We start from the raw sequence: 21,251 nt of genomic DNA, 5'->3' as shown, positions 1-21,251 counted from the left end.
AGCTGGCACGGTTCTGGTGAGCGCCCCCGCCCTGCAAGCGGCCAGCGCGCTCATCCACCACCCCTACCGGGCACCGGATGGCTTCGAGGCCCTGCCGCCGGGGGTGTTCAAGGGCTCGACGGTGTTCTTTCCCGATGTGGCCACGCTGCGCGCGCGCCAGTGGAAAGACAAATCCGGCTACACCTACGGCCTGCACGGCACCCCCACCACCTTCACGCTGGAGGAGCGCCTAGCCAGCCTGGAGGGCGGCGCGCACTGCCTGCTGTGCCCGAGCGGGCTGGCGGCGCTGGCGCTGGTGAACCTGGCGTGCCTGCAAGCCGGCGACGAGGTGCTGCTGCCCGACAACGCCTACGGCCCCAGCAAAGATCTGGCGCGCGCCGAGCTGCAGGCCTGGGGCATCGCGCACCGCATTTACGACCCCATGCAGCCAGACGATCTGGCAGCAAAGATCAGCCCCGCCACGCGCCTGGTCTGGCTCGAAGTGCCGGGCTCCGTCACGCTCGAATACCCCGACCTGCCGGCCCTGATGCAGGTGCTGCAAGCCGCCAACGCGGGCCGCTCGCGCCCGATTTTGAGCGCGCTCGACAACACCTGGGGCGCAGGCATCGCCTTTTGCGGCTTCGATTTTGGCGTGGATGTGGTGCTGCAGGCGCTCACCAAATACCCCAGCGGCGGCGCCGACGTGCTCATGGGGTCGGTGGTCACGCGCGACGCCACCTTGCACCAGCGCCTGCTGCACACCCACATGCGCCTGGGGCTTGGGGTAGGGGCCAACGACGCCGAACTGGTGCTGCGCGGCCTGCCCACCTTGCACCTGCGCTACCACGCCCAAGATACCAGCACGCGCGCGCTGGCGCACTGGATGCAGCAGCAGCGCGGCGTGGCCCAGGTCTGGCACCCGGCGCTGCCCGGCTCGCCCGGCCACGCGCACTGGCAGCGCGATGCAAGCGCAGCCGCCTGCCTGTTCACGGTGCTGTGGCAGCCGCACATCCGGCCCGAGCAGATCGACGCCTTTTGCGAGCGCTTGCGCCTGTTCAAGATCGGCTACAGCTGGGGCGGCCCCATCAGCCTGTGCATGCCCTACGACATGCCCACCCTGCGCAGCCGCCCGTGGCCACAAGCCCCGCAAGCCGCCTACGGCCCGCGCCTGGTGCGGCTGGCGGTGGGCCTTGAAGCGCAGCCCGACTTGCAAGCCGATCTGGCGCAGGCGTTGGCGGCGCTGGATTGAAGGCCAAGGGCTGGCCGCTCAAGCCTCACAGTGCCCGGAAATTGGGGTCAGAAATTCGAGTCGGGCTGCGGTTTCCGTGGTTTCCGGGAAGCGTCCCTGCTGTGCCAAATAGGCGTCAAATAGTTGCAAAAGTGACCAAAATCGCTCAACGGCGATTAACCGCGCGGCAACAGCGGGCGCAGGTAGGGCCAGACCTGCTCCAGGATGATCGGTTGCGCCGCCTCGTTGGGGTGGATGCCGTCGCTCTGAAACAGCTCGGTCGGGTCGGCCCGGTCGGCCACGCCCTCGAGCATGAACAGCATCAGCGCGGCCTGTTCGGCTTGCGCGATGTCGGTGAACAGCCGGCGAAAATCCTGCCGGAAGCGCTCGCCGAAGTTGGGCGGCACGTCGATGCCCAGCAGCAGTACGCGGGCCCCGGCGGCGCGGCTTTCGCGCGCGATGGCGCGCAGGTTGTCGCTGCTTTGCGTCAGCGGCAGGCCGCGCAGCGCGTCGTTGGCACCTAGGGCAACCACCACCACCGCCGGCTGGTGCGTGCGCAGCAGCGCCGGCAGGCGCGCACGCCCGCCGGCCGTGGTCTCGCCGCCGATGCTGGCGTTGAACACCTGAATGGAGCGGCCCTCGCTGGCCAGCCGCCGCTGCAACAGCGCAACCCAGCCACTGCCCCGGCGCAGCCCGAATTCGGCGCTGAGCGAGTCGCCCAGCACCAGCAGCTTGGGCCCCGTGGCATTGCCAGCCGCTGCGGGGGTGCCACTGGAGGCGGCCGCAGCCGGGTTGGCGAGCGCCAGCAGCGGTGCCAGCGATAGCCCCAAGGCCGCGACCGAAGCGGCGCAGGCGTTAAAGTGGCGGCGGTTCCAAACAAAAGGCGGTTTCATGGCAGATGCTGATGCAGTGGTAGCGGTACAGGGTTTGAGCAAGTCGGTGACAGACTCCGGTGGCGTGCTCGACATTTTGTGCGACATTGATTTTGAGTTGCAGCGCGGCCAGACGGTGGCCATCGTTGGGGCGTCGGGTTCGGGCAAAAGCACCTTGCTCACACTCATGGCTGGGTTGGATACGCCCACCCGGGGCACGGTTCGCATCGACGGCACCGATATTTTCGCACTCGACGAAGACCAGCGTGCGGCGCTGCGCGCGCGCAAGGTGGGTTTCGTGTTCCAGAGCTTTCAGTTGCTGGGCAACCTGACGGCGCTGGAAAACGTGATGCTGCCGCTGGAGCTGGCCGGACGGCGCGACGCCCGCGCGGCCGCCACGCAATTGCTGCAGCGCGTGGGCCTGGGGCAGCGCCTGGGGCACTATCCCAAGCTGCTCTCGGGCGGCGAGCAGCAGCGGGTGGCGCTGGCACGCGCCTTTGTGGTGCAGCCGGCGCTGCTGCTGGCCGACGAGCCCACCGGCAGCCTCGACTTTGCCACCGGCGCGCGCGTGATGGAGCTGATGTTCGAGCTCAACCGCGAGCAGGGCACCACGCTGGTGCTGGTCACGCACGACCGCGCCATTGCGCAGCGCTGCCAGCGCCTGATCACGGTCGAGGCCGGCCGGGCGCTCGAGGTGGCCGAGGCGCCGGCCTAGGCGTGCAGGATGGGTGGCGGATAATCGGCCCCCATGTCTGCAAACAAAGTGCTGTTCGGCTTCCATGCCGTCGGGGTGCGCCTCAAAGTCGCACCCGCCTCGGTGATCGAGGTCTTGTTCGATCCCACCCGCCGCGATGCGCGCATGAAGGGCTTTCTGGAGCGCGCCCGCGAGGCCCAGGTGCGCCTAGTCGAGGCCGACGCCCTGCGCATCGCCAAACTGGCGGGCAGCCACGGCCACCAGGGCGTGGCGGCGCGCGTGCTTGCCGTGCCCAGCGCGCGCTCGCTCGACGAGTTGCTGGAGCGCCTGGAAGCGGCGGCCAGCCCCGCTGCCGCGCCCCTTGCGTCTGACCCCGCTGCGCTGGCCGACAGCAGCCCCCCCGACCAGCCGCTGCTGCTGGTGCTCGATGGCGTGACCGATCCGCACAACCTCGGGGCCTGCCTGCGCGTGGCCGACGGGGCCGGGGTGCACGCCGTGATCGCGCCCAAAGACCACGCCGCCGGCATCAACGCCACCGTGGCCAAGGTGGCCAGTGGAGCGGCCGACACCGTGCCCTACTTCATGGTCACCAACCTGGCGCGCACCTTGGGCGAGCTCAAGGAGCGCAACATCTGGGTCGTGGGCACCAGCGATCAGGCCCCCAAAACGATCTACCAGGCCGATCTGCGCGGCCCGCTGGCCCTGGTGCTAGGGGCCGAAGGGCAGGGCTTGCGCCAGCTCACCAGCAAAAGCTGCGACGAACTGGTGCGCATCCCGATGCACGGCGCGGTGGAAAGCCTTAATGTGTCGGTCGCCAGTGCGGTCTGTCTGTACGAGGCGCGGCGCCAACGCGGTTAAGGCAGGCGGTCAGCGCGCCGGCGCCGGGTGTGGCAGGCTGGCCAAGGCGCGCGCCACTTCGGGCACCAGCGCCGGGCCGCGGTAGATCAGGCCGGTGTAGAGCTGCACCAGGTCGGCCCCGGCTTCGAGCTTGCTCTGCGCGTCGGCCCCGCTTTGCACCCCGCCCACGCCGATGATCGGGAAATTTGGCCCCAGGCGCTGGCGCAGCGCGCGCACCACGGCGTTGCTGGCTTGCAGCAGCGGCGCGCCCGATAGCCCGCCGGCCTCGTCGGCGTGTGGCTGGCCTTGCACGGCGCTGCGGCCGAGGGTGGTGTTGGTGGCGATCACGCCGTCCATGCCGTGGCGCAGCAGGGCGGCGGCAATGGCCTCGATTTGCTCGGCGTCTAGGTCGGGCGCGATCTTGATGAGCAGCGGTCGGCGCACGCCGCTGGCGGCGCTGAGCTCGGCGCGGCGCTCGGCCAGCGTGGCCAGCAACTGCTCCAGCGCGGCGTCGCTTTGCAGGGCGCGCAGGTTTTGCGTGTTGGGGCTGGAGATATTCACCGCCACGTAGTCGGCGTAGGGATAGACGGCCTCCAGCGCGGTGAGGTAGTCGTCGCTGGCGCGCTCGATCGGGGTGGCGGCGTTTTTGCCGATGTTCAGGCCCAGCACCAGCGCGGGCGCGGTGCCTTGCGCGCTGGCCGTGGCGCAGGAGGATGCGGTGGATGCGGCGCTGGAGCCCTGGGCGCGCAGGCGGCTGCGCCGCACATTGGCCACGAAGGCCGCCAGCCCCTCGTTGTTGAAGCCGAGCCGGTTGATCAGGGCCCGGCTCTGGGGCAGGCGAAAGATGCGCGGCTTGGGGTTGCCGGCTTGGGCCAGCGGCGTGACGGTGCCGACTTCGACGAAGCCAAAGCCGAGCGCGCCCCAGGCGTCGATGCAGCGCGCGTTTTTGTCCAGCCCGGCCGCCAGCCCGACGCGGTTGGGAAAGCGCAGGCCGGCCAGCGTGAGCGGGTCGTCGATGCGCGGCTGCGCCGCCAGCGCCAGCAGCGGCGTGTGCTGGATGCGTTCCAACTGCGCCAGCGTGAGCTCGTGCGCAGCTTCGGCATCAAGGCGGAACAAAAAGGGGCGCAGCAGCGGGTAGGGCAACAAAGACATGGGGATAATGCGGTTTTGAAATGCGGTGCAGGGCGCAGCCGTACAGGCCCGATTGTCCCAAATCGGCGGCGGCACGTGCCACGCACACCCTGCACCAATCCCCCCACGCACATTCCACCGACAGCGCATGAACCAGGACCAACTCAAAACCCTCGTCGCCCAGGCGGCCTTGCAATACATCGAGCCGGGGCAGATCGTCGGCGTGGGCACCGGCTCGACGGTGAACAAGTTTATCGACGCGCTGGCCACGGTCAAAGAGCGCCTGCGAGGGGCCGTCTCCAGCTCCGAGGCCTCGTCGGAGCGCCTGCGCGCGCACGGCATCGAGGTGCTGGACGCGAACGCGGTCGAGTCGCTGGCGCTTTATGTGGATGGTGCCGACGAGATCGATCCGCACGGCTGCATGATCAAGGGCGGCGGCGCGGCGCTGACGCGCGAAAAGATCGTGGCCGCGCTGGCCGAGCGCTTTGTCTGCATCGCCGATGAGAGCAAGTACGTGCCGGTGCTGGGCCGCTTTGCGCTGCCGGTGGAGGTGATTCCGATGGCGGCGCAGCAGATCGCGCGCCGCTTTGCCGCACACGGCGGCGTGGCCACGTTGCGGCTGCAAGGCGGCCAGCCGCTGCGCACCGACAACGGCCAGCACATCCTGGACGTGACTGGGCTGTGCATCGACGAGCCGCTGGCCTTCGAGAGCGAGGTCAACAACTGGCCGGGCGTGGTCTGCGTGGGCGTGTTTGCGCACCAAAAGGCCAGCGTGTGCCTGCTGGGCACGCCCGAGGGGGTGCGCACGCTGCGGTTTTGATGGGGCGGCCTTGGGCCGCGTCAGCGGGTGATGCCGTACACCCACAAGCCCAGCCACTCGTGCAAGGCGGTCTGCCAGCGCAGCAGGCTGTGGGCCAGCGAGTATTCGGTGAGCGGGGTGGATGTGCCGGTGCGAAAGTCCACCGGGTAGGGCGTGACCTTGCAAGCCACGGCTTCAAACTCGGCGACGGCGCGCGGCATGTGCCAAGCCGATGTCACCAGCAGCCACGGTTCTTGGCAGCGTGCGCCCAGCAGCCGGGCCACTTGCTGGGCGTTTTCGCGGGTGTTGCGCGAGCCATTTTCTAGCCGCACTTTGCTCATGTCCAGCCCTTGCTGCTGGTAGAAGGCCCGTGCCAGTTCGGCTTCGGTCACGCCGGTTCTTAGCAGCCTGCCCTCGCCGCCAGAGAACACCAACTCCAGCCCAGGGTGCTGGCGCATGAGGCCCACCGGCACGGTCATGCGCTCGGCGGCCTCGCCCAGCGGAACCTGGCCGTGGGCAACAAAACTGGCCGGGTGCCCCAAGGCACCGCCCAGCACGATGATGCCGACGTGCCGGTCGATGGCCTGGGCCGCCGGAACCGGGTAGCGGTTTTCCAGAGGGCGCAGCAGGGCGTCTGGGATGGCACGAAACCCCAGCAGGCCGAGCACAAGCAGGCCACTCCAGAGCATGAACAGCGCCGCTTTGCGCCAGCGCAGCAAGACCAGCAGCGAAAGCGCCCACCACAGCGCCAGCCAAAACATGGGCTGGGTGATGGCAGTCAGCAGTTTCGAAGCCAGAAACATGCGCTCGGTGCTGCGTGGCGGTGCCGCGCAGCGTGATCAGGCGGCCGCTGGGGTGGCGCTGTCGGCCAGGGCATCCGACATGGCAGCCTCATCCGCATCCGCCATGCCTTGGTGGCGCAGCAGGGCGTCGAGGCGCGGCTCGCGGCCCCGAAAGGCCTTGAAGGATTCCAGCGCCGGGCGGCTGCCGCCCACTTCGAGGATGGTCTGGCGCAGGCGGCGGCCGGTGGCGCGGTCGAGCACGCTGCCGTGTTGGCTGGCGGCGGCTTCTTCGAAGGCAGCGTAGGCGTCGGCGCTGAGCACCTCGGCCCATTTGTAGCTGTAGTAGCCGGCCGCGTAGCCGCCTGAAAACACGTGGCTGAAGCTGTGTGGCATGCGGTGGTAGGGTGGTGGTTCGAGCACGGCCACTTCGGCGCGCACCTGGGCCAGCAAGGCCATGTAATCGTCGCTGCCGTCCGGGTTTTTGGGCGCGCCGCCGCTGTGCAGCAGCAGGTCAAACAGGGCGAACTCGACTTGGCGCAGCGTTTGCAGGCCGCTCTGGAAGTTTTTGGCGGCCAGCATCTTGTCGAACAAGTCGCGCGGCAGCGCGGCACCGGTATCGACATGCGCGCTCATCTGGCGCAGCACCTCCCACTCCCAGCAGAAGTTTTCCATGAACTGGCTCGGCAGCTCGACCGCGTCCCATTCAACGCCGCTGATGCCGGCCACGTCGCGCTCTTGGACTTGCGTCAGCAGGTGGTGCAGGCCGTGGCCGAATTCGTGGAACAGGGTGATCACGTCGTCGTGCGTGAGCAGGGGCGGCTGGCCCTTGACGCCTTCGGCGAAGTTGCACACCAGGTGCGCCAGCGGGGTTTGCAGACCGGTGCCGTCGGGGCGGCGCCAGCGCGCGCGGGCATCGTCCATCCAAGCGCCGCCGCGCTTGCCGCTGCGCGCGCCAGGGTCGAGGTAGAACTGGCCGATCAGGGTGGGGGCGGCGCTGGCTTCGGCGTGGCGCTCGATGCGAAAAAACTGCACCCCGGGGTGCCAGGTGGGGGCTTGGTCGGGCAGTATGCGCACCTCGAACAGGGTTTCGATGAGGCCAAACAGCCCGTCGAGCACCTTGGGCGCGGTGAAGTAGGGTTTGACTTCTTGCTCGCTGTAGGCGTAGCGCGCCTGGCGCAGTTGCTCGCCGATGTAGGTCCAGTCCCAGGCTTGGGGGTCGGGCAAATTGAGTTGTTCGGCGGCAAAGGCGCGCAGGTCGGCCAGGTCGCGCTCGGCCCAAGGCCGGGCACGCGCCGCCAGTTGGCGCAAAAAGGCGCTCACTTGCTCGGCGCTGTCGGCCATTTTGGGCGCCAGCGAGACGGCGGCGTAGTGCGGGTAGCCCAGCAGTTGCGCTTCCTCGTGGCGCAAGGCCAGAATCTGCGTGATCAGGGCGCTGTTGTCGAAGCGCGCCGCTTGGGCGGTGGCGTCGGGGGCGGCATCGCCCTCGCCCAGCTCGCTGGCGCGGGAGGCGTAGGCGCGGTAGAGGCGCTGGCGCAAGTCGCGCTGGCGCGCAAACTGCATCAGCGGCAGATAGCAGGGCAGTTTGAGGCTGAGCAGGTGGCCGCTGGCGTGGCCGGCGGCCTCGGCGGCGGCGCGGGTGGCGGCCAGCACATCGGGCGGCACGCCATCAAGTTCTTCGGCGCTGGCCAAGTATTGCCAGGCCTCGGTGGCGTCGAGCAGGTTTTCGCTGAATTTTTGCTGCAACTCGGCCAGTTGCTCTTGAATGGCGGCAAAGCGCGCCTTGTCCGGGCCTTGCAGTTCGGCCCCGCCAAGCACGAAGTCGCGCAGGGCGTGCTGGCGCGCTTGGGCCTGCTCGGGCGTCAGGCGCGCCGGGTCTAGGGCTTTGTAGAGCGCGTACAGGCGCTCGTCGCAGCCCATGCCGGTCCAGAAAGCGGTCACGGGGGCCAGCATGGCGTTGTAGGCGGCGCGCAGCGCGGGCGTGTCGGCCACGGCGTTGAGGTGGCTCACGGCGCTCCAGGCGCGGCCCAGGCGCTCGGTGGCCACGTCGAGCACGGCGCCGATGCGCTGCCAGTCGGCCACAAAACCGGGCGCAGTGACTTGCTCCAGCGCGGCCTGGGCCTGCTGCAGCAAGTGCTCAATGGCCGGCTGCACGTGCTCGGGCCGGATGGCATCGAAGCGCAGCAGCGCACCGCACTCGAGCAGCGGGTTGCTGGCCAAGCTGGCCGCCGTTGCGGGGCTGGGTTCGGGCTGGGTGTCGGCACCCAAGGCGGCGCTGAGCTTGGCGGCGGCGGGAGACAGGCTGGCAGTCATGGGCATTTCAACGCGATTGGCTGGCTTTTTTCACGCTCACGGGCCCGCTTGGGCGCGAGCGCTTGACCAAGCCGCCCTGTGTAAGGCGCTGGTTGCCCAGCACGCGCACGGTTTTAACCTCGGGGCGTTGGCCGCCTTTTTTGCTGTACTTGAGCACCTTGTAGTCGCGCGGGCCGGGTTTGCGCTCTTCGTCCGGCGCGGCGGCTTTTTCTTTGGGCGGCAGTGGGCGCCACAGCACCAGCAGCTTGCCGATGTGCTGGATTGGGGCGGCGCTGAGCTCGGCCGCCAGCGTCTGCAGGTAGGCGTCGCGCTGGAGCCGGTCGTCGTTGAAGACGCGCACCTTGATCAGGCCGTGCGCCTTCAGGGCGGCCTCGACCTCTTGCGTGACGGCCGCAGTGAGGCCGTCGCTGCCGATTTGCACCACCGGTTCGAGGTGGTGCGCGTTGGAGCGGTGGATTTTTCGGGCGGCGGGGGTAAGTTCGATTTGCATGGGACAATTATCCCCGCATGAAGGTCAAAACACAAAGCAAGAAGGTCAATAAGGCGTGGCTGAACCAGCACGCCAACGATCCGTGGGTCAAACTGGCCCAAAAGGAAGGCTACCGCGCGCGCGCCGCCTTCAAACTACAGGAAATTGATCAGACCCTGCACCTGGTTCGCGCCGGGCAGTGCATCGTCGATCTGGGCTGCGCGCCGGGGGCTTGGTGCCAATACCTGCGCCGCCGGCTGGCCCCAAGCGGGGCGGCAGCGGGGGCGCTCAAGGGCCGCATCATCGGCATCGACCTGCTCCCCATGGAGCCTATCGAGGGGGTGCAGTTCATCCAGGGCGATTTTGGCGACGAGCAGGTGCTGGCGCAGTTGCAGCAGGCGCTGAGCCTACCGATGCCCGCCTTGGGCAGCGCACAGGCGGCTGCGGCCGATGCAAGCCAGGCGCTGGATGCGGCTGGCCCTGCGCCTGCCCGCGCCAGCCAAGTCGCGCTGCGCCCGGTCGATCTGGTGCTGTCCGACATGGCGCCCAACCTATCGGGCATCGAAGGGGTGGACGCGGCGCGCATCACGCACCTGGTCGAGCTGGCGCTCGATTTTGCGCGGCACAACTTGCAGCCCGAGGGCGCTTTGGTGGCCAAGGTCTTTCATGGCAGCGGCTACCAGGAGCTGGTGCAGGCGTTTCGGGCCATGTTCAGGCAGGTCAAAGCCATCAAGCCCAAGTCCTCGCGCGACAAATCCTCTGAAACCTTTTTGATTGGCATCGGTCTTAAACCCGAGGTTTGAAATTTTTCTATCCTCTACATGCAGATGGATTTGTGCACCGGATGCGGAGCGCGCCCTTGAAAGCCCTAAAATGGCCCTGCATGTGGGGCGCACGTATTTCTAGCAGGAGTTTGCCTTGAACAACCAGTGGTTTGCCAAAGTGGCGGTGTGGATGGTGGTGGCCATGGTGCTGTTCACCGTCTTCAACCAATTTCAGGGTGCGCCCACGGCCGGGGCCACTGCGGTCGCCTACTCCGAGTTCCTAGACAAGGTGCGCTCCAGCCGCATCCAGAGCGCGACCATCCAAGAAGGCCCCAACGGCACCGAGATCACCGCCGTCACCTCCGACGGGCAGCGCGTGCGCACCCAAGCCACTTTCTTGGACCGTGGCCTGATCGGCGATCTGATCGCCCACAACGTGCGCTTCGACGTGCAGCCGCGCCAAGAGGCCTCGCTGCTCATGACCATTCTGGTGAGCTGGGGCCCGATGCTGCTGCTGATCGGGGTCTGGATTTACTTCATGCGCCAAATGCAGGGCGGCGGCAAGGGCGGTGCCTTCAGCTTTGGCAAGAGCAAGGCGCGCATGCTCGACGAGAGCGCCAACACCGTTTCCTTTGCCGATGTGGCCGGTTGCGACGAGGCCAAAGAGGAAGTCAAGGAGGTGGTCGATTTCCTCAAAGACCCGTCCCGCTTCCAAAAGCTGGGTGGGCGCATTCCGCGCGGGCTGCTGCTGGTGGGGCCGCCGGGCACCGGCAAAACGCTGCTGGCCAAGGCCATTGCAGGCGAAGCCAAGGTGCCGTTTTTCAGCATCTCGGGTTCCGACTTTGTGGAAATGTTCGTCGGCGTGGGGGCCTCCCGCGTGCGCGACATGTTCGAGCAGGCCAAGAAAAACTCGCCTTGCATCATCTTCATCGACGAGATTGACGCCGTGGGGCGCCAGCGCGGCGCTGGCCTGGGCGGCGGCAACGACGAGCGCGAGCAGACCCTCAACCAGATGCTGGTCGAGATGGACGGCTTCGAAACCAACCTGGGCGTGATCGTGATCGCCGCCACCAACCGGCCCGACATCCTCGATGCCGCGCTGCTGCGCCCAGGGCGCTTCGACCGCCAAGTCTATGTCACGCTGCCCGACATTCGCGGCCGCGAGCAAATCCTCAATGTGCACATGCGCAAAGTGCCGCTGGGCACCGATGTGAGCGCCAGCGTGATCGCGCGCGGCACCCCCGGCATGAGTGGGGCCGATCTGGCCAACCTGTGCAACGAAGCCGCGCTCATGGCGGCGCGGCGCAACGCGCGCTTGGTTGACATGCAAGACTTCGAAAAAGCCAAAGACAAAATCCTCATGGGCCCGGAGCGCAAGAGCATGGTCATGCCCGAGGATGAGCGGCGCAACACCGCCTACCACGAGTCCGGCCACGCCCTGATCGGCAAGCTGCTGCCCAAGTGCGACCCGGTACACAAGGTGACCATCATCCCGCGTGGCCGCGCCTTGGGCGTGACCATGAGCCTGCCCGAAAAAGACCGCTACAGCTACGACAAACACTATATGCTGAACCAGATCAGCATGCTGTTTGGCGGTCGCATCGCTGAAGAGGTGTTCATGGACCAGATGACCACCGGCGCCAGCAACGACTTTGAGCGCGCCACCCACATCGCCCGTGATATGGTGATGCGCTACGGCATGAGCGACGCGCTCGGCCCCATGGTCTATGCCGAAAACGAGGGCGAGGTGTTCCTGGGCCGCTCGATCACCAAGACCACCAACATCAGCGAAGAGACCATGCGCCGCGTCGATGCCGAGGTGCGCCGCATCATCGACGAGCAGTACGCGCTGGCGCGCAAGCTGATCGAGGACAACTCCGACAAAATGCACGCCATGGCCAAGGCGCTGCTGGAATGGGAAACCATCGACAGCGAGCAGATCGACGACATCATGGCTGGCAAGCCGCCGCGCGCGCCCAAAGACTGGACGCCGCGCAACCCCAGCGTGGGTGGCGGTGGTGGTGGCTCGGCCGCAGCCAAGCCCGAGCCGGCCCCGACGGCGGCCTAATCCACAGCGCGTATCGCACAGGGCGCGGGGTGTAGGAGTACACCTCGCCTTTGCAGCTTTTGCAGCCTTTGGTGTTCGAGTTGCCCAGCGCCCCCTTAAGCCAGCCAGCCACCTGGCAAACCAGCCGCTTTGCGCTCTCTCTAGAGCGCCCGCTGGTGATGGGCATCCTCAACCTCACGCCCGATTCCTTCTCCGACGGCGGTCAGTACCTGCGGCCCGAGGCTGCGCTGCGCCAAGCCGAGCGCCTGCTGGCCGAAGGCGCCGATGTGCTCGATCTGGGGGCCGAGTCCACCCGGCCCGGTGCCACCCCGCTGCCCTTGGACGAAGAATTGCAGCGCCTGCTGCCGCTGCTGCGCGAGCTGCTGCGCTGGCAGGTGCCAATTTCGATCGACACCTACAAGCCCGAGGTGATGCAAGCCTGCCTCGAATTGGGGGCCGACATCATCAACGACGTCTGGGCGCTGCGCCACCCGGCACAGGGCGCTCTGGCACAGGGCGGCCCCAGCGCCGAGGCGGTGGTGGCGCAGCACCCCAATTGCGGTGTCTGCCTCATGCACATGCACCGCGAGCCCCAGACCATGCAGAGCGCCCCCATGAGCGGCGATGTGCTGCCCCAGGTGCATGATTTTCTGGCCCAGCGCGCGCAGGCGCTGCAAGCGCTGGGGGTGGCGCGTGCGCGCATCGTGCTCGACCCCGGCATAGGCTTTGGCAAAACGGTAGAGCAAAACTTTGCCCTGCTGGCGCGCCAGCGCGAGCTGCTGGCGCTGGGCTACCCGCTGCTGCTGGGGTGGTCGCGCAAATCGTCGCTGGGCGCGGTCACGGGCGGTGCGCCAGCCGCCGAGCGCCTGCACGCCAGCGTGGCCGCTGCGCTGCTGGCGCTGGAGCGCGGCGCCAGCGTGCTGCGGGTGCACGATGTGGCGCCCACGGTGCAGGCGCTCAAGGTCTGGCAGGCGATGCGCGAGCAGGCCGGATAATTCGTGCTTTTGCAAGCTTGGGAGCAGCGTTTTTTTATGAGCAGACAATACTTTGGCACCGACGGCATCCGCGGCACGGTCGGCCAGCCCCCCATCACCCCCGATTTTGTGTTGCGCCTGGCCCATGCGGTTGGGCGCGTGCTCAAGCGCAGCCAGTCGCACCCCAAGGTGCTGATCGGCAAAGACACGCGCATCTCGGGCTATATGCTGGAGTCGGCGCTGGAGTCGGGCTTTAATTCGGCTGGGGTCGATGTGGTGTTGCTCGGGCCGCTGCCCACACCGGCGGTGGCCTACCTCACGCGGGCCCAGCGCGCCAGCCTCGGGGTGGTGATCTCGGCCAGCCACAACCCCTTTGCCGACAACGGCATCAAGTTTTTCAGCGCCCAGGGCAGCAAGTTGAGCGACGAATGGGAGCTGGACGTGGAAGCTGCGCTGCACGAGCCGCCGCATTGGGTGCCTTCGGCACAACTGGGCAAAACGCGGCGCCTAGACGACGCCGCCGGGCGCTACATCGAGTTTTGCAAGAGCACCTTTGGCACCGAGCTGAGCTTGCGCGGGCTCAAAATCGTCGTCGATGCGGCGCATGGGGCCGCCTACCACATCGCGCCCAAGGTGTTTCACGAGCTTGGGGCCGAGGTGATCGAGATCGGCTGCCAGCCCGACGGCTACAACATCAACCTCGAAGTGGGGGCCACGCACCCGCAGGCGCTGGTGGCGGCAGTGGCCCAACACCGCGCCGACCTTGGCATTGCGCTCGATGGCGACGCCGACCGCCTGCTGCTGGTCGACGCCAAGGGCCGGCTCTACAACGGCGACGAGCTGCTGTATCTGCTGGCCGACGACCGGCTCGGGCGCGACGAAGTGGTGCCCGGTGTGGTGGGTACGCTCATGACCAATATGGCGGTCGAGCTGGCCCTGCAGGCCAAAGGGGTGCCGCTGCGGCGCGCCCCAGTGGGCGACCGCTACGTGCTCGAAGAGCTGCAGCGCCAGCGCTGGACGCTCGGCGGCGAGGGCTCGGGCCATTTGCTGATTCTGGACAAGCAAACCACGGGCGACGGCATCGTGGCCGCCTTGCAGGTGTTGCAGGTGTGTGTGCGCAGCGGCCAATCGCTGGCGCAACTGCTGCAAGGGCTGACGCTGTTTCCGCAAACCCTGCTCAATGTGCGGCTGCAGCCGGGGCAGGACTGGAAAACCCACGCCGCGCTGGCGCGCACCCTGGAGCAGGCCGAAGCCGCGCTGCGGGGCCAGGGTCGGGTGCTGATTCGTGCCAGCGGCACCGAGCCGCTGCTGCGCGTGATGGTGGAGGCGCGCGAGGCCGCGCTGGCGCAAAGCTGGGCCGAGCGATTGGTCGCCAGCCTAAACGGGTAACGCGCGGGGGGCATTCGGGTTTACGCGTAGTTGTCACATTTTTGTGTGCGTGCCGTTCCATAATCGAACGATATGATTTTCAGGGAATCGAAACGCATACGCATGAGTACCACCACCCCGACACCCAAACACGGATTCCTAGACCGCGATCAAAGCATTTTGGCCTTCAATGAGCGCGTACTCGACTGGGCCCGTCGCCCTGCCGTGCCCTTGCTGGAGCGGCTGCGCTACCTGACCATCGTGTCGTCCAATCTGGATGAGTTTTTCGAGGTGCGTTTTGCGCCCCAGCTGGCGGCATTTGTCAGCAACGAGCAGCGCGGAGCCATCAATGCGCAGACCTTCCACGAGGTGGCGGCCAAGGTGCACGAGCTGGTGGCGCAGCAGTATGCGCTCTACAACGAGGAGCTGCTGCCAGCGCTGGAAAAGCGCGGCATCAAAATCGTGGCGCACAGCGAGCGCACCCCGGCGCAGCGGCGTTGGGTCAAGGAATACTTCGCCACCGAGGTGCAGCCGCTGTTGCTGCCGATCGGGCTCGACCCCTCGCATCCTTTTCCGCAGGTGGCCAACAAATCGCTCAATTTCATCGTGCGCCTGGCTGGGCGCGATGCCTTTGGGCGCGAAAACGAAGTGGCCATCGTCAAGGTGCCGCGTTCGCTGCCGCGTTATTTGCGCATGCCGGGTGCGCGCAACAGCAAAACGGCGTGTTTCGTCTCCATTTCCAGTCTGATCCGCTCGCATCTGGGCGATTTGTTCCCGGGCCGCAGCGTGACCGAGTTTGCGCAGTTTCGCGTCACGCGCCACTCCGATCTGGCGGTCGACGAAGAAGAGGTAAAAAACCTGCGCACAGCCATGCGCCTGGGCCTGACGCGCCGCCACTACGGGCAGGCGCTGCGGCTCGAGGTCTCGGCCGGGTGCACCGAATTTTTGTCTGATTTTCTGCTGCAGCAATTCAACCTGCCGCCCGAGTGCCTGTTTCGCGTATCCGGGCCGGTGAACTTGGTGCGCATGACGCAGTTGATCGATCTGCTGGAGCTGCCTGCTTTGCGCTTCGAGCCCTATCTGCCGGGCTGGCCATCGCAGTTGGTGCCGGGGCAGTCCTTTTTCGAGCGCCTCAAAAAAGGCGATGTGCTGATCCACCAGCCCTACGAGAGCTTCGACGCCGTGCTGGCGTTTTTGCGCGAGGCGGTCGAAGACCCGCAGGTGCTGGCCATCAAGCAAACCATCTACCGCACCGGCAGCAAGGGCGAAATGGCCGACTTGTTGCGCGAGGCGGTGCGCCGGGGCAAGGAAGTCACGGCGGTGGTCGAGCTCAAGGCGCGCTTCGACGAAGAGGCCAACATCAACCAAGCCGAGCGGCTGGAGTCGATCGGGGCGCAGGTGGTGTATGGCATCGTCGGGCTCAAAACCCACGCCAAAATGCTGCTCATCACGCGGCGCGAAGAAGGGCGGCTGGTGCGCTACGCCCACCTCTCGACCGGCAACTACAACCCCGGCACGGCGCGGCTTTACACCGATTTCAGCTACCTCACGGCCGACGAAGCCCTCACCAGCGACCTCGACCAGGTGTTTTTGCACTTGGCCAGCCAGAGCCGCCTGCCCCGGCTGCACAAAGTGCTGGCGGCCCCGTTTTACCTGCACAAAGGCATGCTCGAGCGCATCGACGCCTGCGTGAACGCGGCCAAGCAGGGGCAAGAGGCGCGCATCATCCTCAAGACCAACGCCCTCACCGACGAGCCGCTGGCGCGTGCGCTGGCGCACGCTTCGCAGGCCGGGGTGCAGATCGACGCCATCGTGCGCGGGGCCTGCATCCTGCCGGCCGGGGTGCCGGGCTACACCGAGAACGTGCGCATCCGCTCCGTTATCGGGCGCTTGCTGGAGCACTCGCGCGTGTTTTACTTTCGCTACGGCGAGCAAGAGGAGCTGTGGCTGTCCAGCGCCGACTGGATGAACCGCAACATGCTGCGCCGCATCGAGCTGGCCTGGCCGGTGACCGACCAGGCGCTGCGCCAGCGCGTGATGGAAGAGGGCATCCACCAGTACCTGCACGACAGCCGCGATGCCTGGCTGCTGGAACCCGACGGGAGCTATTCGCGGGCCGGGGTGCATCAGGGACGCGGCCGCAACCCCCTGCACTCGGCCCAATCCACCCTCATGACCCGCCACGGGAGCAAAGGATGAGCATGGACCTGATACTCTGGCGCCACGCCGAAGCCGAAGACCTTGAAGAAACCGACGAAGGGTGCGGGGCCGACCTGTCGCGCCGCCTCACGCCCAAGGGTGAGCGCCAGGCGCTGCGCATGGCGGCCTGGCTGGACAGGCAACTGCCCGAAGGGGTGCGGGTTTTTTGCAGTCCGGCGGTGCGCACCGAACAGACCGTGATCGCGCTCGGGCGCAAATACAAGGCGCGCGAGGAACTGCGCCCCGACGGCAGCGTCGATGAGCTGCTGCAACTGGTGCAATGGCCCGAAGCGCGCCAGCCGGCCTTGATCGTTGGGCACCAGCCCACCTTGGGCCGCACCGTGGCCCGCCTGCTCGATTGGCGCGAGCAAGACTGCTCGATCCGCAAGGGCGCGGTGTGGTGGTTGCGCCAGCGCGAGCGCGATGGCCAACTGCAAACCCTCATCGTGACGGTTCAGACGCCCGAGCTGCTTTAAGGGGGTCCGCGCCCGCGCGCGTTGCCTGGCGCCTGCGGCGGCGCTCAGCGCAGGTCCAGCTCCAGCGCCCAGTGCGTTTTTTGCCACATCTGCGCCTCTTCTTCCAGCAGCCAAGCCGATTGCGGGTGCAGCTTTGCCCAGCCCGGCACCGCACTGAACTTGAAGCGGCCCGCCTTGTATCCCAGTCGCAAGGCGGCGGTGTCGGGGTCGGTGCGGGCGTGGCACAGCAGCACCGCCAAGCGCAGGCACATCAGTTGCTTGGCAAACAGCTCTTCTTGCAGCTCGGCCTCGACCTTGCGCAGCTTGCCGCGCTGGCCCAGCACCAGGCGGCTCATGCGGTGCAACTCGGGCAGCGAAAAGCCCGGCGCATCCACATGATCCAAAATATAGGCTCCGTGGCGGTAGGCGGCGCTGTGCGAAATGTGGGTGCCGATCTCGTGCAGGCGCGCTGCCCAATCGAGCTTGCGCGAGTAGCGGCCGTTGAGCGGGTCTTCTTCGGCCACTTGCGCAAACAGCCCCACCGCCAGCGCCGCCACGCGTTTGGCCTGTGCCTGGTCGGTGGCGTAGCGCTCACCCAGCCAGCGCACGGTGCGCTCGCGGATGTCGGTCTGGTCGCTCTCGCGGTCGATCAGGTCGAACAGCGCACCCTGGCGCAGCGCGCCGTAGGAGCGGTGCAGCGCCTGCAGGTCGAACAACTCGAACAGCGCGTGCAGCACGCTCAAGCCGCCACACAGCACCGGGCGGCGGTCGTCGCGCAAGCCCTCTAGGCGCAGCTCGTTGACTTGGCCGACGCGCAGCAGGCGCTCGCTGAGCCAGTCCAGCCCGGCGCGGCTGATGACATCGGGCTCGAAGCCGTTGAGGGCCAAAATCTCGCACACCGCCCCGGCGCTGCCCGAGGAGCCGTAAGCCACTTGCCATTCGGGTTTGGGAAAGGTCTCCAGCGCCTCGTCCAGCACCGCCTTGGCGGCGATGACGGCGGTGCGCAACATGGGCGCGGTGAATTGGCCACGCGCAAAATAGCGCTGCGTCCACGACACCGAGCCCAGCCGGTACGATTCCATGCGCAAGGGCTCTTGGCCTTGGCCGAGGATGATTTCGGTCGAGCGCCCGCCAATGTCGATCACCAGCCGCCGTTCGTCCGACTGCGGCAGCAGGTGCGAGGCCCCTTGGTAAATCAGGCGCGCCTCTTCGTGGCCCGAGATCACATCGATCGGAAAACCCAGCACCAACTGCGCCTTGCGCAAAAAATCGTCGCGGTTGCGCGCTTCGCGCAGGGTCTGGGTGGCGACCGCGCGCACCTGGGTCTTTTTGAAGCCCTGCAGGCGTTCACCAAAACGCGCCAAACACTCCCAGCCGCGTTCCATCGCTGTGGGACTCAGGTTTTTGTACTCATCGAGCCCGGCCCCCAACCGCACCGGGTCTTTGAGGTATTCGACCCGTTCCACGTGCCCCGAGTGGTAGCGGCCGATCTCCAGCCTAAAGCTGTTCGAGCCCATGTCCACCGACGCCAAAAGAGTTCCGTTGTCCATAATGGTATGTACCTATTCGGGTCAAGCATACCACCGGGCGGGCCTTTGCACCTTGGGTGCTGCGCCTTCTGCTTGGGCATGCTGTAATCGGGATCGATACATTTTTCACGCTACGCTGCTATGTCTGGTCCTGTCCACCCGTCTGCCACCGCTTTGCCGCGCGCACCCGACTGGCGCGTCTGCGTGGCCCCGATGCTCGACTGGACCGACCGGCACTGCCGCACCCTGCACCGCCTGCTCACGCGCCGCGCCCGCCTTTACACCGAGATGGTGACCACCGGCGCCTTGCTGCATGGCGATGTGCGCCGCCACCTGGTCTTCGATGCCGCCGAGCACCCGCTGGCCTTGCAACTGGGCGGCAGCGAGCCGGCCGATCTGGCCCAGTGTGCGCGCTTGGGGCAGCAGTGGGGCTACGACGAAATCAACCTCAACTGCGGCTGCCCGAGCCCGCGCGTGCAGCGCGGCGCCTTTGGGGCCTGCCTGATGGCCGAGCCGCAGCGCGTGGCCGATTGCGTGCGCGCCATGCGGGCGGCGGTGGACATCCCGGTCACGGTCAAGCACCGCATCGGCTTGGACCAAGAACAAAGCTATGGCTTTGTGCGCGACTTTGTGGGCACCGTAGCCGAAGCGGGCTGCACGGTGTTCATCGTGCATGCGCGCAGCGCATGGTTGCAGGGCCTGAGCCCCAAAGAAAACCGCGAAGTGCCGCCGCTGCGCTACGAGGTGGTGCAGCAACTCAAGCGCGATTTTCCGGCCCTCACGCTGGTGCTCAACGGCGGCTTGCAGACCGCGCAGCAGATGGCCGAGCAGTTGCAGCACCTCGATGGCGTGATGGTGGGGCGGGCGGCCTACCACCAGCCCTGGGATTTGAGCCACTGGGATGAAATCTTTTATGCCGCCGCGCCCTTCGATTCAAACCCCGACGCGGTGGAGGCGGCCATGGTGGACTACATGGAACGCCAAGCCGCGCAAGAAGGCACACACTGGTACGCGGTGGCGCGGCATCTGCTGGGCCTGCGCCACGGCCAGAGCGGGGCCCGGCGCTGGCGCCAGGTCTGGAGCGACCACCGCCTTAAAGGCCTGCCCGCGCGCGAGGTCTGGCGGCGGGCGCAGCACGCCTTGCAGCCCACCCACGCCCCCACAGCCTCGCAGCCTTGTCTTGCGACCTAAGCCATGAGCAGCGCCACCTACCCCGACGTTTCCTTTTTTCCGCGCCCGGCCAAGCCGCTGCCCAGTTTCAAACCCTACTGGGCCAAGCGCTTGGGCGTGGCGCCCTTTTTGCCCACCAGCCGCGCCGAAATGGAGCGGCTGGGCTGGGACAGTTGCGACGTGGTGCTGGTCACCGGCGACGCCTACGTCGATCACCCCAGCTTTGGTATGGCCGTGATCGGGCGCGTGCTGGAAGCGCAGGGCTTTCGCGTGGGCATCATCGCCCAGCCCGACTGGCACAGCGCCGAGCCCTTCAAGGTGCTGGGGCGGCCCAATTTGTTTTGGGGCGTGACCTCGGGCAATATGGATTCGATGATCAACCGCTACACGGCCGATCGCAAAATCCGCTCCGACGACGCCTACACCCCCGGCAACCAGGGCGGCAAGCGCCCAGACCGCGCCGCCATCGTCTATAGCCAGCGCTGCCGCGAAGCCTTTAAGGAGGTACCGATCGTGCTCGGCGGCATCGAAGGCTCGCTGCGCCGCATCGCCCACTACGACTACTGGAGCGACCAGGTGCGGCGTTCGATCGTGGTCGACGCCAAGTGCGACCTGCTGCTCTACGGCAACGCCGAGCGCGCCATCGTCGAGATCGCGCACCGGCTGGCGCGGCGCGAGCCGGTGCAGCAGATCACCGATGTGCGCGGCACCGCCTTCGTGCGCCGCAGCAGCGCACCGGGCTGGGTCGAGCTCGATTCGACCGAAGTCGATCGCCCCGGCCGCGTGCAAGCGCACCTGAGTCCCTACCTAAGCACCAGCGAGCAGGCGCAGGCGCAGGGTGCGAGCTGTTCCAAAGAAGAAGCATCCGTTTCTAAAGAAGAAGCATCCGTTCGGGCTGAGCCAGTCGAAACCCTTGCCCCCGTTCGGGCTGAGCCAGTCGAAACTCCTGCCCCCGTTCGGGCTGAGCCAGTCGAAGCCCTTGCGAGCCCTTCGATCCTTCGACAAGCTCAGGACGGGCCAAGCTCAGGGCGAACGGTGCAGGTGCAGGTCAAACCCATCGCCTTTCACCCCCCGCTGGCCCAGCGCGCCAAGGCCGCCGCACCGGAGCGCGAGCGCACCGTGATCCGCCTGCCCAGCTACGAGCAGGTGCGCGCCGACCCGGTGCTCTACGCCCATGCTAGCCGCGTGCTGCACCTGGAAACCAACCCCGGCAACGCGCGTGCGCTGGTGCAGGCGCACGGCAGCGGGGCCACGGCGCGCGAGGTCTGGATCAACCCGCCGCCCATCCCCTTGAGCAGCGCCGAAATGGACTGGGTGTTCGACCTGCCCTATGCGCGCAGCCCGCACCCGCGCTACGCCGACGAACACGGCCGCCACGACGGGCCCACCAAAATCCCGGCTTGGGAGATGATCCGCTTCAGCGTCAACATCATGCGCGGCTGTTTTGGCGGGTGCAGCTTTTGCTCCATCACCGAGCACGAAGGCCGCATCATCCAGAGCCGCTCCGAAGACTCGATCGTGCGCGAAGTCGAGCAGATCCGCGACCAGGTCACGGGCTTTACCGGCGTCATCAGCGACCTCGGCGGCCCCACCGCCAATATGTACCGGCTCGGCTGCAAGAGCCCCGAGATCGAGGCCGCCTGC

At 67.1% G+C, this 21,251-nt stretch carries 18 protein-coding genes; 12 read left to right on the top strand and 6 right to left on the bottom strand.

What is annotated here, in order from left to right; genetic code table 11:
• Positions 1 to 16: 16 nt before the first annotated feature.
• Positions 17 to 1,228, top strand: coding sequence for a PLP-dependent transferase (locus tag SRAH_RS06185; protein WP_029462480.1), 1,212 nt, complete (start codon positions 17 to 19; stop codon positions 1,226 to 1,228).
• Positions 1,229 to 1,383: 155 nt separating this feature from the next.
• On the opposite strand, the gene SRAH_RS06180 is transcribed toward SRAH_RS06185, so the two are convergent.
• The gene (locus SRAH_RS06180) at positions 1,384 to 2,100 is read right to left on the bottom strand and encodes an arylesterase (RefSeq protein ID WP_029462479.1); all 717 of its coding nucleotides are present in this window, start codon (positions 2,098 to 2,100) and stop codon (positions 1,384 to 1,386) included.
• Between SRAH_RS06180 and SRAH_RS06175 the strand changes: the two genes are divergently transcribed.
• Together SRAH_RS06175 and rlmB are read left to right on the top strand one after the other, a co-directional pair.
• Positions 2,099 to 2,794: an ABC transporter ATP-binding protein gene (locus SRAH_RS06175; protein ID WP_029462478.1), complete on the top strand. Its 696-nt coding sequence runs from the start codon at positions 2,099 to 2,101 to the stop codon at positions 2,792 to 2,794. The two genes, SRAH_RS06180 and SRAH_RS06175, sit on opposite strands and share 2 nt — an antisense overlap.
• A 33-nt stretch (positions 2,795 to 2,827) precedes the next feature.
• Positions 2,828 to 3,631 (top strand): 23S rRNA (guanosine(2251)-2'-O)-methyltransferase RlmB, encoded by an 804-nt coding sequence (rlmB, locus tag SRAH_RS06170; protein ID WP_029462477.1) that lies wholly within the window; start codon positions 2,828 to 2,830, stop codon positions 3,629 to 3,631.
• 9 nt (positions 3,632 to 3,640) lie between these two features.
• Here the strand turns inward: rlmB and SRAH_RS06165 are convergent, their stop codons facing one another.
• Positions 3,641 to 4,762: a quinone-dependent dihydroorotate dehydrogenase gene (locus SRAH_RS06165; RefSeq protein WP_029462476.1), complete on the bottom strand. Its 1,122-nt coding sequence runs from the start codon at positions 4,760 to 4,762 to the stop codon at positions 3,641 to 3,643.
• Between the two features lie 127 nt (positions 4,763 to 4,889).
• Here SRAH_RS06165 and rpiA point away from each other — a divergent pair, with 127 nt between their 5' ends.
• Positions 4,890 to 5,561, top strand: a complete 672-nt coding sequence (gene rpiA / locus SRAH_RS06160) for a ribose-5-phosphate isomerase RpiA (RefSeq protein WP_029462475.1) — start codon at positions 4,890 to 4,892, stop codon at positions 5,559 to 5,561.
• Between the two features lie 20 nt (positions 5,562 to 5,581).
• Here the strand turns inward: rpiA and SRAH_RS06155 are convergent, their stop codons facing one another.
• Genes SRAH_RS06155 through SRAH_RS06140 form a run of 3 tightly spaced genes read right to left on the bottom strand, consistent with a single transcriptional unit; the run spans position 5,582 to position 9,122 of the window.
• A complete protein-coding gene (locus SRAH_RS06155) occupies positions 5,582 to 6,343 on the bottom strand; it encodes a YdcF family protein (protein WP_045476415.1) in 762 nt (253 codons plus the stop codon).
• A 36-nt stretch (positions 6,344 to 6,379) separates the two neighbouring features.
• Positions 6,380 to 8,632 carry a M3 family metallopeptidase gene (locus SRAH_RS06145; protein WP_082210099.1) on the bottom strand — a complete coding sequence of 751 codons (2,253 nt, stop codon included), beginning with the start codon at positions 8,630 to 8,632 and terminating at the stop codon, positions 6,380 to 6,382.
• 7 nt (positions 8,633 to 8,639) lie between these two features.
• A complete protein-coding gene (locus SRAH_RS06140) occupies positions 8,640 to 9,122 on the bottom strand; it encodes a YhbY family RNA-binding protein (RefSeq protein ID WP_029462472.1) in 483 nt (160 codons plus the stop codon).
• Positions 9,123 to 9,139: 17 nt separating this feature from the next.
• Here SRAH_RS06140 and SRAH_RS06135 point away from each other — a divergent pair, with 17 nt between their 5' ends.
• The 6 genes from SRAH_RS06135 (at position 9,140) to SRAH_RS06110 (ending at position 16,929) form a co-directional block, all read left to right on the top strand.
• A complete protein-coding gene (locus tag SRAH_RS06135) occupies positions 9,140 to 9,904 on the top strand; it encodes an RlmE family RNA methyltransferase (RefSeq protein ID WP_029462471.1) in 765 nt (254 codons plus the stop codon).
• A gap of 115 nt (positions 9,905 to 10,019) precedes the next feature.
• Positions 10,020 to 11,933, top strand: a complete 1,914-nt coding sequence (gene ftsH / locus SRAH_RS06130; protein ID WP_029462470.1) for an ATP-dependent zinc metalloprotease FtsH — start codon at positions 10,020 to 10,022, stop codon at positions 11,931 to 11,933.
• 158 nt (positions 11,934 to 12,091) lie between these two features.
• Positions 12,092 to 12,907 (top strand): dihydropteroate synthase, encoded by an 816-nt coding sequence (folP, locus tag SRAH_RS06125; RefSeq protein ID WP_045476439.1) that lies wholly within the window; start codon positions 12,092 to 12,094, stop codon positions 12,905 to 12,907.
• Between the two features lie 36 nt (positions 12,908 to 12,943).
• The gene (gene glmM, locus SRAH_RS06120) at positions 12,944 to 14,275 is read left to right on the top strand and encodes a phosphoglucosamine mutase (protein ID WP_029462468.1); all 1,332 of its coding nucleotides are present in this window, start codon (positions 12,944 to 12,946) and stop codon (positions 14,273 to 14,275) included.
• A 102-nt stretch (positions 14,276 to 14,377) separates the two neighbouring features.
• The gene (gene ppk1 / locus SRAH_RS06115; RefSeq protein WP_029462467.1) at positions 14,378 to 16,453 is read left to right on the top strand and encodes a polyphosphate kinase 1; all 2,076 of its coding nucleotides are present in this window, start codon (positions 14,378 to 14,380) and stop codon (positions 16,451 to 16,453) included.
• Between the two features lie 2 nt (positions 16,454 to 16,455).
• Entirely contained in the window at positions 16,456 to 16,929 is a 474-nt protein-coding gene (locus SRAH_RS06110) for a SixA phosphatase family protein (protein ID WP_029462466.1), read from the top strand.
• A gap of 44 nt (positions 16,930 to 16,973) precedes the next feature.
• Here the strand turns inward: SRAH_RS06110 and SRAH_RS06105 are convergent, their stop codons facing one another.
• Positions 16,974 to 18,458: a Ppx/GppA phosphatase family protein gene (locus tag SRAH_RS06105; protein WP_029462465.1), complete on the bottom strand. Its 1,485-nt coding sequence runs from the start codon at positions 18,456 to 18,458 to the stop codon at positions 16,974 to 16,976.
• A gap of 120 nt (positions 18,459 to 18,578) precedes the next feature.
• On the opposite strand from SRAH_RS06105, the gene dusA reads away from it, so the two are divergent.
• Positions 18,579 to 19,628, top strand: coding sequence for a tRNA dihydrouridine(20/20a) synthase DusA (dusA, locus tag SRAH_RS06100; RefSeq protein ID WP_045476403.1), 1,050 nt, complete (start codon positions 18,579 to 18,581; stop codon positions 19,626 to 19,628).
• 3 nt (positions 19,629 to 19,631) lie between these two features.
• Positions 19,632 to 21,251 (top strand): YgiQ family radical SAM protein (locus SRAH_RS06095; protein ID WP_029462463.1); only part of this gene is annotated, 1,620 nt, incomplete at its 3' end.

The organism is Serpentinimonas barnesii (genome assembly GCF_000696225.1).
GTDB classification, from domain to species: domain Bacteria; phylum Pseudomonadota; class Gammaproteobacteria; order Burkholderiales; family Burkholderiaceae_C; genus Serpentinimonas; species Serpentinimonas barnesii.
Note: the sequence above shows the minus strand (reverse complement) of the source record. Positions and strands in the feature narration are given on the sequence as shown.